Here is a 12,658-nt window from a genome sequence, read left to right as displayed (position 1 = left end):
CTACTTTCAGTCGACGACCCCGCTACGCCACGCCCACGCCGCGATCTCCACCCGGTTCCGCGCACCCACCTTGCCCTGCACAGACGCCAGATGCGTCTTCACCGTGGACAGCGAGAGGAACAGCTCGGCCCCGATCTCGGTGTTCGTCAGCCCCTTCGCAGCCGCCTTGACCACGTCCAGCTCCCGCGCGGTCAGCGGCTCCGAGGGCGGGATGATCTCGCGTTTCACCGCGCCACCGTCGAAATGCTTCAGCAGCCGGACGGTGATCTGCGGCGACACCAGCGCGTCCCCGCGCGCGGCCGCGCGCACCGCCTCGATCAGCAGCGCCGGGCCCGCGTCCTTCAGCAGGAACCCGCTCGCGCCGTTCCGCAGCGCGGTGTGCACGTACTCGTCCAGGTCGAACGTCGTGACCACCACCACCTTCAGCGGATCGGCGACGTCCGGGCCCGCCAGCTGCTTGGTGACCTCGAGCCCGTCGATCCCCGGCATGCGGATGTCCAGCAGGCAGACGTCCGGCCGCAGTTCACGCGCCTTCGCGACCGCCGAGACACCGTCCGGGACGTCGGCGACCACCTCGATGTCGTCCTGCGCGTCCAGGATCATCCGGAAGCCGATCCGCACCATGTCCTGGTCGTCGGCGATCAGTACCCGGATCACTCTTCTCCTTCAAGTGGTAGCCACGCTTCGACGCGCCATCCGCCGCCCGGCGCCCGCCCGGCGGAGAGCCGGCCGTGCAGCAGGGCGACCCGTTCGCGCATGCCGATCAGACCGTAACCGCCCGACCCGCCGGCCGGACGGCGATCCGGCTCGCGTCCGTCGTCGGTCACCTGGAGGTGCAGTTCGCTCCCGGCCACCTCGGCGATGACCAGCGCCTCCTTCGCGCCCGACGCGTGCTTGCCGATGTTCGTCAGCGACTCCTGCACCAGCCGCAACGCCGACCGCCCGACCTCGTGCGGCACGTCCGACGGCAGTTCGAGCTTCATCGACGTCTTCACGCCGTGGTTCGACCGTTCGATCAGCGACCGCAGATCGGCGGCGAGATCGGTGGTGGCCTGCTCGCTGAACTCGCTGCTTCCGGCGGGCGCGTCACCGCGCATGCTCCGCACGAGCCGCCGCATCGCCGCGAGCGCCTCCACCCCGGCGTCCTCGATCCGGCCCATCGCCTCGACCGCGACCTGCGGGTTCTTCTCGCCCATCATCTTCGCAGCCTGCGCCTGCACGACGATCCCGGTGACGTGGTGGGCGACAACGTCGTGCAGTTCCCGTGCCAGCGCCATCCGCTCCGACGTCTGCGCGTCGCTGATCGCCGACTGGATGACCTGCGTCCGCTCCGAATCCCGCGAACGCAGCGCCAGGCCGACAGCCACCGAGATACCGAGCAGCAGTACCCCGGCGACCGCGAACCCGGCGATGTCGTCCGGATCGGTCATGAGCCGGGGCGTCGGCCGGTTGGTGTTGAGGATGCAGGCGCCCGCCACCACCGCGGACAGTGCGGCGATCCGGGTCGTGGCCTTGCTCAGACCGACCGCGCGGACCAGGGTGATGACCAGCCCCATCCCGGCGACGATCTGCGTCCCCGGCACCCCGCCTGGTGTCGGGTAGTCGTAGCGAAGCCGGAGGAACGGCGTCACCAGCGCCGAAAGCACCATGACCGCGGTGAGCGCGACCATCGCGTCGGCCGGTCGCCGCGGCGCCGCGACAGCGATGACCGCGGCGATGATCGAGCAGACCAGTACGGGCAGGCCGTGCGCCCCGCTGGCGTAGGTGAAGCTGAATTCCAGGATCAGCGCGATGCTCAACATGCCGATGAGCGGCCATTGGCCCATCACCAGCTTGTTGAGCTTCTGCAGCGTCTCGTAGCGCTTCGGATTCGTCATGCGGTCGCGCCCTGGAATCGCGAAGACCAGCGTGCCGCCCAGCAGGATGCCGCCGAACAGCATCGCCTGCGCCATGGTGCCGCCTGACAGGCCTTCCATGTACCGGCCGGACACCGCGGTCAGCGTCGCCAGCACCAGACCGGAGATCACCGCGAACGCGACCCCCGGCCGCGTCCGGCGCGCGGCGTAGAACAGGATCTCCACCCCCGCCACCACCTCGGTGATGGACAGGTTCGCGAGCACGCTCGAGTAGGTCGGGATGTTGAAGTACCGGACGACCAGCGTGTAGGACACCAGCACGACCGAAGCCGCGACGGCGGCGACGGCGGCGCGTTTCTGCGCCCAGAGCGCGCAGAACACCATCCCGAAGATGCCGGGGAACAGCAGCAGGTCGACGAACCGGGGGCCGGCGTCGTCGAACGCGGCGTCGGTGATGAACGCCAGGTCGAACGCGAACGCGGCCAGCAGGACGACCGCGGGCATGCCGATACGGCGCGCGAGCGCGCTCGCCCGTACGGAGAACTTGTTCTGGGATGGACCTGCTGTCACACCGTGACGGTAGAGGATCCGCCGCCGTCCGCACCTTGGCCGACCGGCCCGACCCACCTCGGCCGATCGGCCGATGCGCGCGTGATCAGCACTGGCCGTCTGCCCGAAGTGGACACAGGTGATTCACAGCGAAGCTCTTCACCGAAGCGGAACACAAGTGACTGACTAGGGAGAATCACGGTGGTAGATCCACAGTGGACAGGCCAGCCGGTGCTCGCCGGACGCGGACTGGTGAAGCGGTACGGCACGCAGCACGCGCTGGCCGGGATCGACATCGACATCCAGGCGGGTGACGCGGTCGCCATCGTCGGGCCCTCGGGCTCGGGCAAGACCTCCCTGCTGCACGTGCTCGCCGGGATCCTCCGCGCCGACTCCGGGCAGATCTTCCTCGCCGGGCAGCGGGTCGACCAGCTCAACGAGCGCAAGCGCAGCGAACTGCGCCGCACCGAGTTCGGTTTCGTGTTCCAGTCCGGGATGCTCGTCGCCGAACTGAGCGCCGAGGAGAACGTCGCGCTGCCGTCGCTGCTGGGTGGCAAGGGCCGCAAGGAATCCATCGAAGCGGGCCGCGAATGGCTGGCGAAGCTCGGCCTCGCGGGCAAGGAGAAGCGCCGCCCCGGTGAGCTTTCCGGCGGTGAGGCGCAGCGCGTCGCGATCGCACGGGCGCTGACGCACCGGCCGAAGGTGATCTTCGCCGACGAGCCGACCGGCGCGCTCGACACCCGCACCGGCCGCGCCACCATGGACGCGCTGCTCGCGGCGGCCGCGGACAGCGGCGCCGCGGTGATCGTCGTGACCCACGACCGCGAACTCGCCGAAGCCATGCCGCGCACGGTCTCCATCCGCGACGGACTGATCGCGACGAGGCTGGCCGCGTAATGAACAGTTTCCAGCTGGCCATGCGGGTGCTCCGGGTCGACCGCCGGACCCGCACGTCGGCCATCCTCACCGCGGTCGGGGTCGCCGTCGCGACCAGTCTGGTGCTCCTGCTGGCCTCCCTCCCGGGCGCCACGCAGGCCCGCTCGCAGCGCGCGATCTGGCAGGACATCGGCAGCTACTACTCCCAGTCCGGGGAGAGCCAGCGTCCGGCGCCGCTGCTGATGGCGGCCAACAAGGACTACTCGGGCGACCGCGAGATCATCCGCGTCGACATCGCCCAGACCGGCACCTCGCCGATCCTCAGCCTGCCGCCGGGCATCCCGAAGCTGCCCGGCCCCGGCGAGGCGATCGTTTCGCCCGAACTCGGGAAACTGATCCAGGCGGCGCCGCAGGCCCAGCTCGGGGACCGGTTCGGCAAACTCGTCGACGCCCTCGGACCCGACTCCCTGATGTACCCGGAGCAGCTGGTCGCCGTCGTCGGCCACACCCCGGAGTCGATGCCGAAGACGGCGATGGCCGCCGACGGCTTCCCCGACAAGCAGGCGAAACCCGACCCGATGCTCGAACTGCTCGCCTGGGTCGGCGTGATCGTCCTGCTCGTGCCGAGCCTGGTGCTCGTCGCGTCCTCGGCCCGGCTCACCGCCGCCCGGCGCGAGGTGCGGATGGCGGCGCTGCGGCTGGCCGGGGCGACCCCGGGGCAGGTGATGAAGATCGTCGCCGCCGAGACGGCGTTGTCCGCGGTGGTCGGCGCCCTGCTGGGCATCCTGGCGGCACCGGCGCTCCAAGGCCTCTCGACGTTCGTTCCCTGGGCAGGCGGGACCTGGCTCGCGTCGGACTTCAGCCTCCCGATCGGTTCGACCGTCGCGGTCGCCGTCGTGATCCCGCTGCTGGTCGTCTTCGCGGGTGTCCTCGGCATCCGCCGGGTCCTGAAGACGCCGCTGTTCGCGGCCTCGGCACACGCCCGCAAACCGCTGCACTGGTGGCGACTGCTCGCGGTCCCCGTGGCCGGCGCCTTCTTCCTGTTCGCGGTCACCCAGGACAACGGCAGCCTGGGGATGGTGATGCTCGGGCTCTTCCTGCTGGTCGCGTCGGCCGCGATCATCGGACCGTGGGTCACCTCGGCGGTCGGTGGCACGTTCGTCCGGATCTGGCGCAAACCCGCGTCGCTGCTGGCCGGGCGCAGGCTCCGCGACGACCCGAAGAGCGCGTATCGGGCCACGGCGGGTGTCGTGCTCGCGGTGTTCACCGGCTCGATGGCGCTCACGCTGCTGCCGACGTTCGAGTCGATGGCCGGCGGTGGCCGGACCTTCAAGGACAACGTCCTCTACGCCGAGTCCGACGCGACCCAGGCGCAGCAGATCGCCGACAAGACCAACGCGTCCCTCTCCCGTAACGGGGTCACCGAAAAGGCCGTCGCGGTCGGCCAGGTCTACCTGACCACCGGCCAGGCGGGGACCCGTTACCAGTCGCAGAGCCGCGCCTTCGTGATGACCTGCGAAGACGCCACGAAACTGCTCCGGGTGAACATCGGCGGCTCCTGCCAGCCCGGTCCCGCGATCTACAGCCGGACCAGCCTCGACCCGGCGGTCTACAGCGTGACGAACGACTACGACAAGGCCGGCACGCCGCTCGACGCGAAGGCCCCGGTGCACCTCTTCCCGTCCAGTGACGAGGACACCTACGGCACGATCGTCATCGACCCTGCCCTGGTCCCCGCGGGGGTCACGCCGGAAAGGTACGACGTGGTCGTGCCGACGACACCGCAGAACGGCGAGGTCGTGCGGACCGCGCTGGTCGGGGCGGCCCCCGGCCAAGAGGTCACCAGCCGCGGCCTGCACCTGATCGGCCAGCAGCAGGAACTCGGCGACCTCCGCCGCGTGACCGTGATCGGCCTGATCGCCGCCGGCGTGCTCGCCGGATGCAGCGCCGCCGTGGCGACCGCCGGTTCGGTGATGGACCGCCGCCGCACCTTCGGGGCGCTCATCGCGGCCGGGACACCGGTCCGGGTGCTGGCGAGGGCGCTGCGGATGGAAGCGGCCCTGCCCGCGATGGTGGCCACCATCGGCGCGGGTGCGGTCGGAGTCGGGGTCGGCATCGGGCTCTACAGCATGGTCGAGAAGGACGGCGTCGTGCTGAGCCCGTGGCTGCTGGCGCCCGTGGTGCTGGGAATCGGGGTGGCGTTGCTCGGGGCATCCGTCTCGACCCCGGCGCTCAAGCGGGTGCAGTCGGAGCCCCTGGCCGACGAGTAAAAGGTTCGCCCGAATGGCGTCATGGCGCCGGGGCGAGCAGGTCTCGTGGGTGGAGTCGGAGGTAACCATCCACGAGCCGGGTGCCCGGTCATCCCTCTGTCGGGGGATGGATGAACGGGCACCGGGGACGCGCAGGGGGCGTCCCAAGGCACGGGGGTGTCAAGAAAGGGCCGGTCAAGGACGTGGGGACGTCCCTGACCGGCCCTTTCAGGCGTTCTGAAGAGCTATACCCGCTCGAAGATCAGGTCGTGCGAGATCCGGCCCTCGACGTCGGCGCGGTTCTCGAACTTCGTGACCGGGCGCCACTCCGGACGCGGCGCCCAGCCGCCGGGCTCATCGGCGTACCGGTTGCGCAGGAGCGGCTCGGCCGAGCAGACCTCCATCATCTGCTCCGCGTAGTTCTCCCAGTCGGTCGCCATGTGGAAGGTCCCGCCCGGCGCGAGCCGTGACGCCACCAGCGAGACGAACTCGGGCTGCACGATCCGCCGCTTGTGGTGCCGCTTCTTCGGCCACGGGTCCGGGAAGAACAGCCGGACCCCGGCCAGCGAACCCGGCTCGACGTGCGAGGTCAGCAGGACGACGGCGTCACCGTGCATCAGCCGCAGGTTCTCCACCCCGAGCTTCTCCGCACGCAGCATCAGCTGGCCGAGACCCGGGTCGTACACCTCGACCGCGACGTAGTTGAGTTCCGGCGCCTCGGCCGCGAGCTGGGACGTGGTCTCGCCCATGCCCGAGCCGATCTCCACCATGACCGGGGCCTGCCTGCCGAACCAGTCGTCGAAATCCACCGTGCCTTCGGGCAGTTCGCCGACCGTGCGGCCGAGCGACGGCCAGAGATCGTTCCAGGCTCGCTGCTGCCCGACGGTCATCCGGCCGCCGCGTTTGACATAGCTGACCACGCTGCGCATCCGTGGCTGGTCCTCGTTTTCCACCCGCCCATTAAACGCGGGGGTTACCTCACCGCTTCGAACTCCCCCAGCCGCGAGCGCAGGCCGGCGAATCCGGCGACCGCGATCGGCGGCGGCGTCGTACTGGAATGGGCGGGGAGAACGTCGATCCAGCCGTCGTGGCGGCTGGTGTTCAGCACGGTGGTCGGGATCGAATGCCCGGAAGCCCCGCGTTCGGACGGCATGAACTCCCAGTAGCCGGATTCACCGTCCGCGGCCCACGGGACGAATTCCCAACCGGGACGCCTGCCGAGCAGACCGGAGATTCGGTCTTCGATGCGGAAACCGAGTTCCCGCGATTCGAGCCTGCCTTCCACGACGGCGCGAAGCCACCACGGCGCGGGGATTTCGCCGTGCATTCCACTGGACGCGCGGTACAGCGCGACAACGAGATCTTCGGGTGCGCGATGCACCCAGGCACGGCGGATATCGGACGGCCGGGTCGCCGACGCCACCGTTCGGGGTAGTTCGATCGCTTGGGACCATTCGAGGTCGAGCATGGGCTCGAGTCGTGGCCGTGTGCTTTCCGTGCGGGCTTTCGGGATCGTGCGTTCCACTCCCTGACCGGAATCCACCGTCAAGGATCACCTCCGGGGCCGAGAGCCGAAATGCGGCTCATCCCGAGCATCGCCCGGTCAGGAACAGTATGTCCGCATCCTGTGAGAGAAGCCACAGGCTCTTAACGTGGACTTAACTCCTTTGGAGGCGGTAAAAGCTCACGCGTCCCGTCGATGGGTGATCATCAGTCCGGCCGCATAAACAATCAGGCAGATGGCTCCGAAATAAGCCGAATAACCCCACGGCCCCAGCGGCGGCTCGAGTTTCAACATCGAAACCGTCAGATCCGGCCCGGCGAACTGATTCGCGGCGACGAACGGCATCCACTGGTAGATGTCGTCGCCCACGCGCGGAATCAGGATGACGAGCCCCTCGATCAACTGTGTCCAGGCCAGCGCGAACACGAGGGCGAACGCGGGGCTGCGGAACAGCAGGCCGAGACCGACACCGAGGAAGCCGGTCAGCAGGAAGGTCAGCCCCTGCCCCGCCACCGCGCGCCAGTCGGCGCCCGAATGCAGGCCGAGATCCGCCGCCGGTTTGATCAGGTACGCGATCCCCCACGAGCAGAAGCCCACGAGCAGGCCGATCAGCCCCGAGAAGACCCCGACGACCGCCCCCTTCGCCAGCAGCGCGGGCACCCGCGACGGCACCGCCTGGAAGGTGAGCTTCAGCGTGCCCCAGTTGAACTCGGTCGCCGCCGCGAGGATGGCGAGGACGAGCACCACGGTCCGGCCCATGGCACTGGCCGTCTGCGTGGCGGAGACGGTCGCCTGGCCCTCCAGCGGCACCAGACCGAAGAACAGCGCGGTGTAGCCGATCGCGAGGACCACCGCGATCCCGGCGCACCACCAGGGCGCGCGGGTGCTCAGCAGCTTGATCCGCTCCGCGCGGAGCAGGTTCGCCGTGCTCATCGGGCCACCTCCGGGACGCCGGCGCCGTATTCGACGGCCTCGGCGGTGAGTTGCATGTACGCCTGTTCGAGCGAGCCGGTGAGCGGGTGCAGTTCGTGCAGTGTCGCGCCCGCGGCGAACGCGAGCTCGCCGATGTCGTCACTGTCCATTTCGGACACGATGAGCGCGCCGTCCTCCTCGCGGAATTCGGCGCCTTTCTCGGTCAGTGCCGTCCGCAGTTCGGCAAGGTGCGGGCTGCGGACCCGGACGCCGAGGCCCTTCGCGCGGCCGACGAAGTCCTCCATCGTGCCCTGATAGATCAGCTTCCCCCGGCCGATCACGACGAGGTCCTGCGCGGTCTGCGCCATCTCCGGCAGCAGGTGGCTGGACACGAACACGGTGCGGCCCTCGGCGGCGAGCGCGTGCATCAGCCGCCGGATCCACACGATGCCTTCGGGGTCGAGACCGTTGACCGGCTCGTCGAACAGCAGCACCCGCGGGTCGCCCAGCAAGGCCGTGGCGATCCCGAGCCGCTGCGACATCCCGAGCGAGAACTGCCCGGCCCGTTTGCGGGCGACCGGCTCCAGCCCGACCAGGCGGAGCACCTCGTCGACCCGCTTGTCCGGCAGGCCGTTGGTCGCGGCCATCCAGCGGAGGTGCTCGCGGGCGGTGCGGCCCGGGTGCCGCCAGGTGGCGTCGATCATGCCGCCGACCATCCGAAGTGGATCACGCAGCTCGCGATAGGCCTTGCCGTCGATGGTCACCGAGCCCGACGTCGGGCTGTCGAGCCCGAGCATCATCCGCATGGTGGTGGACTTGCCCGCCCCGTTGGGGCCGAGAAACCCGGTCACCCGGCCCGCCTCGGCGGTGAAGGAAAGACCGTCCACGGCGAGTTTGTCGCCGTAACGCTTCGTGAGTCCAGTGGCCTCGATCATCGACCCTCCCGCCAGGTGGATTCCGACATTACCAACGGGGAAAGGACCGGGCCGCCCCCCGACAGGCGGCCCGGTCCTTGTTCCCCTTTTTCTCCCCGGCCGGACGCCCAGCTCCCCCGAGCGGGACGTCCGGCTTCTCCCCTGTGGAAGTTCTTACGCGTCGCGCTTGTCGGCGACGACCAGCGAGACGACCAGCATCACCAGCGCGAAACCGGCGAAGTAGGCCAGCGACCCGCCCTGGCTCAAGGGCGCGTCCGCGGCGGCGGGACCCGAACCGTTGAGGAACCTGTCCGCGACGTGGAACGGCATCCAGTCGTAGATGTCCTTGCCGATCTTCGGGATCAGCTGGATCAGGTTCTCCACCGCGAGGACGTAGATCAGCAGGAGCGAGATGGCGCCGGCGCTCTGCCGGATCAGGATGCCGACGGCGACCGCGATCACCGAGGCGAGCGCGAACACGACGCCGACCCCGGCGACGCTGATCCACTCCGCGGTGGTGTTCAGCATGAGGTCTTCCGGCCGCATGACCGAGGCGAGGCCCCAGGCGGCGAACGCGGCGATCTCGCCGATCACGAGCGAGAGCAGCGCGACGACGCCGGTCTTCGCCAGCAGCGCCGCCTTGCGGTTCGGCACGGCCTGGAAGGTGGTGCGGATGGTGCCGAAGCGGTATTCGGTGGTCACCGAAAGCGCGGCCAGCACCATGATCACGGTCATGCCGAAGACGTAGCCGAACTGGGAGTTCGAGACGTCGGTGAATTCACCCGACGGGGCGGCCCCGGCGAAGATGGCGGCGAAGCCGATCACGACCGCGAGGGTGATCAGCGCGCACCACCACGGTGAGCGTGTGGTGAACAGCTTGATGCGTTCCACAGCGAGCAGAGTCATGGCTTTTCTTTCCTCAGAAGGTGAACGGCTACTGGGCGGCGGAGACCACTTCGGCGGCTTCGGCTTCGAGACCGGTGTGGTACTCGACCGAATCGCCGGTGATCTGCATGAAGGCCTGCTCCAGGGAGCCGGTCTGCGGGCTGAGCTCGTGCAGCACGATCTTGTTGGCCGCGGCGATCTCGCCGATCTTGGCACTGTCCAAACCGGACACGACGATCGCGCGGTCCTCGTCGGTGACCTGGGCGCTCGCCTGAGTCAGCGCGGAGCGCAGCTCGGCCAGTTGCGGCGAGCGGACCTTGACCGTGTTCTCGGCGGCCCGCGACACGAAGTCCTCGGTGGAGGACTGGGAGATCAGCTGTCCCTTGCCGATCACGATCAGCTGGCTCGCGGTCAGCGCCATCTCCGAGAGGAGGTGCGAGGAAACGAACACCGTGCGGCCGTCGTCGGCCAGCCGGTGCATGAACTTGCGGATCCAGAGGATGCCCTCGGGGTCGAGGCCGTTGACCGGCTCGTCGAACAGGAGGACCTCGGGGTCGCCCAGCAGCGCGGCCGCGATCCCCAGCCGCTGCGACATGCCGAGGGAGAACCCGCCGGCGCGCTTCCCGGCGACGCTGGTGAGCCCCACGGTCTCGAGCACCTCGTCGACCCGGCTCTCCGCGATCTTGTTGGACTTCGCCATCCACCGCAGATGGGCCCGCGCCGACCGGTTGGGGTGCACCCACTTGGCGTCCAGCAGCGCGCCGACGGTCCGCAACGGGTCCTTCAGCTCGCGGTACTGCTTGCCGCCGATGCGGACCTGACCCGAGGTCGGATTGTCCAGGCCGAGGATCATCCGCATGGTCGTCGACTTTCCCGCCCCGTTGGGGCCGAGGAAACCGGTGACCTTCCCGCTCGCGACGGAGAAGGACAGGTTGTTCACCGCCAGTGTCTTGCCGTACCGCTTGGTGAGGCCCGCTGCCTCGATCATGTCTGCTCCCCTCGGCGACTGCGAGAACAATCGTCGTCCATGTGGGTGGCCGGGCGCGTCATCCTGAGGTGCCAACCTGGTACCCGACCTGAGAAGTAGCTTGCCGTCTCCGGACGGCGTACGCGATCGGTGACACCCCTGAGAGTGACCCTGAATCGCCGGGGTTAATGAACCGTGGTTCAATAATCGGATGGCGAGACCCCGCACCATCACCGACGAACGGCTGCTGGAAGCGGCGGGGACCGTGATCGGCAAGGTCGGCCCCGGTTTCACGCTGGCTCAGGTGGCGGCGGAGGCCGGCGTCGCGGTCGGCACGGTCGCCCAGCGGTTCGGCTCGAAAACCGGCCTCCTGCAGGCGTTGAGCCGGTTGAACACGCGATCCGTCGTGGGACTGATGCGGGAATGCGGCGAGCTGGCCGATCCCGTGGAGGCCCTGCGGGCGGCGGTCGTAGTGGTCTACGAGGGGCTGGGCACCGCGGAGACGGCGGCGAATCACCTCGGGCAGCTGGGGGTGGACATCGGCGATCCGGAACTCCGTGCCCTGCTCGGTGCGCATTTCACCGCCGTGGAAGCGGAACTCCGGCGGCTGACGCGGGTCGCGGCGCGCGACCTGCCGGGCGCACCGGGGGTCGTCCGTGCGGCGCGAGTGCTGCTGGGGGTGGCGAACGGGGCCGCGCTGGATTGGTCGATCCGGCCGAAGGGCCGGATCGCCGATCGATTGGGGCAAGACGTGGACGCGGTGCTGACCGCGTGGAAAGGAGTGTCCTGAATGGACCGGAAAGTGGCCGTCGTCACGGGGGCGACGCGAGGATGCGGCCGGGCGATCGCGGTGGAGCTGGGCAGGCTCGGCTGGACGGTGTTCGTCACCGGCCGCACGACGAGGGACCGGCAGTCGCCGATGAAGCGGTCGGAGACGATCGAGGACACCGCGGAGCTCGTCGACGCGGCGGGCGGCTGGGGAATCCCCGTCCGCACCGACTTCACCGAAGTGTCCGATGTGGACGCGCTGAAGGCGCGGATCGAGTCCGAAGTGGACGGCCGGATCGACCTCCTGGTCGACGACGTCTGGGGCGGAGACCAGTTCGCCGACTTCGACGGGGCGTACTGGAACTCCAGCCTCGACGACGCGCTCACGCTGGTGCACAACGCGCTCGACACGCATCTGATCGCGTTGCACCGGCTGCTCCCGCTGGTCGTCCGGCGGGAGGGTGGTCTCGTCATCGAAGTCACCGACGGTGACCACGACGAGTACGTCGGCGCGGGGATCCCGTACTTCCTCGCGAAATGCGGCATCCGGGCGATCGGCCGGGCACTCGGCGCCGAACTGAAGAAGTACGAATGCGTCGGCATGACCGTCACGCCGGGATTCCTGCGGTCCGAGGCGATGCTGGACTACTTCGGCGTCACCGAGGAGACCTGGCGCGACGCGGTGGGCAAGGCCGCCCCGGTCGACTTCGCCATCTCGGAGACCCCGGCGCTGCTCGGGCGCGGTGTCGCGAAGCTGGCGACCGACCCGGAGGTCTCGCGGTTCGCGGGCAAGACGCTGGCGTCGTGGACCCTGATGAACGAGTACGGCCTGACCGACGTCGACGGCTCGCGCCCCGACTTCGGCAAGTGGATGGCCGAAGTCCGGGAGACGGGCCAGGACACGGCGACGGCCGACCACTCGCTCTACCGCTGAGGCCGGGCTGGCCGGGGAGCTACTGAGGGGTAGGGCAAAGGTGGCGTGTCGCGAAAGCCACTTTCACAACCTTCAGTGTTGCGAAAGTGGCTTTCGCAACGTCATCAGCGGCGACAAGCGGCGAGCGCCCGGCAGTGTGGAACCGCTTCGCGATGCCTCCCCACGGCCCATGGAACGCCCCGGTCAGGCATGTCGCGAAAGCCACTTTCGGGACACCTGACGTCCCGAAAGTGGCTTTCGCGAC

General features: G+C 69.2%; 12 protein-coding genes. 4 read left to right on the top strand and 8 right to left on the bottom strand.

Annotated elements, in window-relative coordinates; translation table 11 throughout:
* Positions 1 to 6: 6 nt before the first annotated feature.
* Positions 7 to 657: a response regulator gene (locus tag B0293_RS40625; protein ID WP_005167000.1), complete on the bottom strand. Its 651-nt coding sequence runs from the start codon at positions 655 to 657 to the stop codon at positions 7 to 9.
* Complete coding sequence (locus B0293_RS40620; protein WP_005167001.1) at positions 654 to 2,426, bottom strand: sensor histidine kinase; 1,773 nt, start codon at positions 2,424 to 2,426, stop codon at positions 654 to 656. Before B0293_RS40620 ends, B0293_RS40625 begins: the two co-directional genes overlap by 4 nt.
* 180 nt (positions 2,427 to 2,606) lie before the next feature.
* On the opposite strand from B0293_RS40620, the gene B0293_RS40615 reads away from it, so the two are divergent.
* Together B0293_RS40615 and B0293_RS40610 are read left to right on the top strand one after the other, a co-directional pair.
* Positions 2,607 to 3,302 carry an ABC transporter ATP-binding protein gene (locus B0293_RS40615; protein ID WP_005167005.1) on the top strand — a complete coding sequence of 232 codons (696 nt, stop codon included), beginning with the start codon at positions 2,607 to 2,609 and terminating at the stop codon, positions 3,300 to 3,302.
* Positions 3,302 to 5,551 (top strand): FtsX-like permease family protein, encoded by a 2,250-nt coding sequence (locus tag B0293_RS40610; RefSeq protein ID WP_005167007.1) that lies wholly within the window; start codon positions 3,302 to 3,304, stop codon positions 5,549 to 5,551. Before B0293_RS40615 ends, B0293_RS40610 begins: the two co-directional genes overlap by 1 nt.
* 224 nt (positions 5,552 to 5,775) lie before the next feature.
* On the opposite strand, the gene trmB is transcribed toward B0293_RS40610, so the two are convergent.
* From trmB to B0293_RS40580, 6 genes are all read right to left on the bottom strand, one after another.
* Entirely contained in the window at positions 5,776 to 6,459 is a 684-nt protein-coding gene (gene trmB, locus B0293_RS40605; RefSeq protein ID WP_005167010.1) for a tRNA (guanosine(46)-N7)-methyltransferase TrmB, read from the bottom strand.
* A gap of 44 nt (positions 6,460 to 6,503) precedes the next feature.
* Entirely contained in the window at positions 6,504 to 7,055 is a 552-nt protein-coding gene (locus B0293_RS40600; protein WP_029715419.1) for a hypothetical protein, read from the bottom strand.
* Between the two features lie 159 nt (positions 7,056 to 7,214).
* Entirely contained in the window at positions 7,215 to 7,967 is a 753-nt protein-coding gene (locus B0293_RS40595; protein WP_005167014.1) for an ABC transporter membrane protein, read from the bottom strand.
* Positions 7,964 to 8,881 (bottom strand): ABC transporter ATP-binding protein, encoded by a 918-nt coding sequence (locus B0293_RS40590; RefSeq protein ID WP_005167017.1) that lies wholly within the window; start codon positions 8,879 to 8,881, stop codon positions 7,964 to 7,966. Before B0293_RS40590 ends, B0293_RS40595 begins: the two co-directional genes overlap by 4 nt.
* A 153-nt stretch (positions 8,882 to 9,034) precedes the next feature.
* Positions 9,035 to 9,766 carry an ABC transporter permease gene (locus tag B0293_RS40585; protein ID WP_005167019.1) on the bottom strand — a complete coding sequence of 244 codons (732 nt, stop codon included), beginning with the start codon at positions 9,764 to 9,766 and terminating at the stop codon, positions 9,035 to 9,037.
* A gap of 28 nt (positions 9,767 to 9,794) precedes the next feature.
* Positions 9,795 to 10,733 carry an ABC transporter ATP-binding protein gene (locus B0293_RS40580; protein ID WP_005167021.1) on the bottom strand — a complete coding sequence of 313 codons (939 nt, stop codon included), beginning with the start codon at positions 10,731 to 10,733 and terminating at the stop codon, positions 9,795 to 9,797.
* A gap of 190 nt (positions 10,734 to 10,923) precedes the next feature.
* Between B0293_RS40580 and B0293_RS40575 the strand changes: the two genes are divergently transcribed.
* A complete protein-coding gene (locus B0293_RS40575; RefSeq protein ID WP_005167023.1) occupies positions 10,924 to 11,502 on the top strand; it encodes a TetR/AcrR family transcriptional regulator in 579 nt (192 codons plus the stop codon).
* Positions 11,503 to 12,414 carry an SDR family NAD(P)-dependent oxidoreductase gene (locus B0293_RS40570; protein ID WP_005167025.1) on the top strand — a complete coding sequence of 304 codons (912 nt, stop codon included), beginning with the start codon at positions 11,503 to 11,505 and terminating at the stop codon, positions 12,412 to 12,414.
* Positions 12,415 to 12,658: the final 244 nt, after the last annotated feature.

Source organism: Amycolatopsis azurea DSM 43854 (assembly GCF_001995215.1).
Taxonomy (GTDB): domain Bacteria; phylum Actinomycetota; class Actinomycetes; order Mycobacteriales; family Pseudonocardiaceae; genus Amycolatopsis; species Amycolatopsis azurea.
Note: the sequence above shows the minus strand (reverse complement) of the source record. Positions and strands in the feature narration are given on the sequence as shown.

Excerpts from the sequence above, each read along its gene's own strand:
- B0293_RS40610 (WP_005167007.1), top strand. The coding sequence starts at position 3,302 with ATGAACAGTTTCCAGCTGGCCATGCGGGTGCTCCGGGTCGACCGCCGG.
- B0293_RS40585 (WP_005167019.1), bottom strand. The coding sequence starts at position 9,766 with ATGACTCTGCTCGCTGTGGAACGCATCAAGCTGTTCACCACACGCTCA.
- B0293_RS40580 (WP_005167021.1), bottom strand. The coding sequence starts at position 10,733 with ATGATCGAGGCAGCGGGCCTCACCAAGCGGTACGGCAAGACACTGGCG.
- B0293_RS40575 (WP_005167023.1), top strand. The coding sequence starts at position 10,924 with ATGGCGAGACCCCGCACCATCACCGACGAACGGCTGCTGGAAGCGGCG.
- B0293_RS40570 (WP_005167025.1), top strand. The coding sequence starts at position 11,503 with ATGGACCGGAAAGTGGCCGTCGTCACGGGGGCGACGCGAGGATGCGGC.
- trmB (WP_005167010.1), bottom strand. The coding sequence starts at position 6,459 with ATGCGCAGCGTGGTCAGCTATGTCAAACGCGGCGGCCGGATGACCGTC.
- B0293_RS40590 (WP_005167017.1), bottom strand. The coding sequence starts at position 8,881 with ATGATCGAGGCCACTGGACTCACGAAGCGTTACGGCGACAAACTCGCC.
- B0293_RS40595 (WP_005167014.1), bottom strand. The coding sequence starts at position 7,967 with ATGAGCACGGCGAACCTGCTCCGCGCGGAGCGGATCAAGCTGCTGAGC.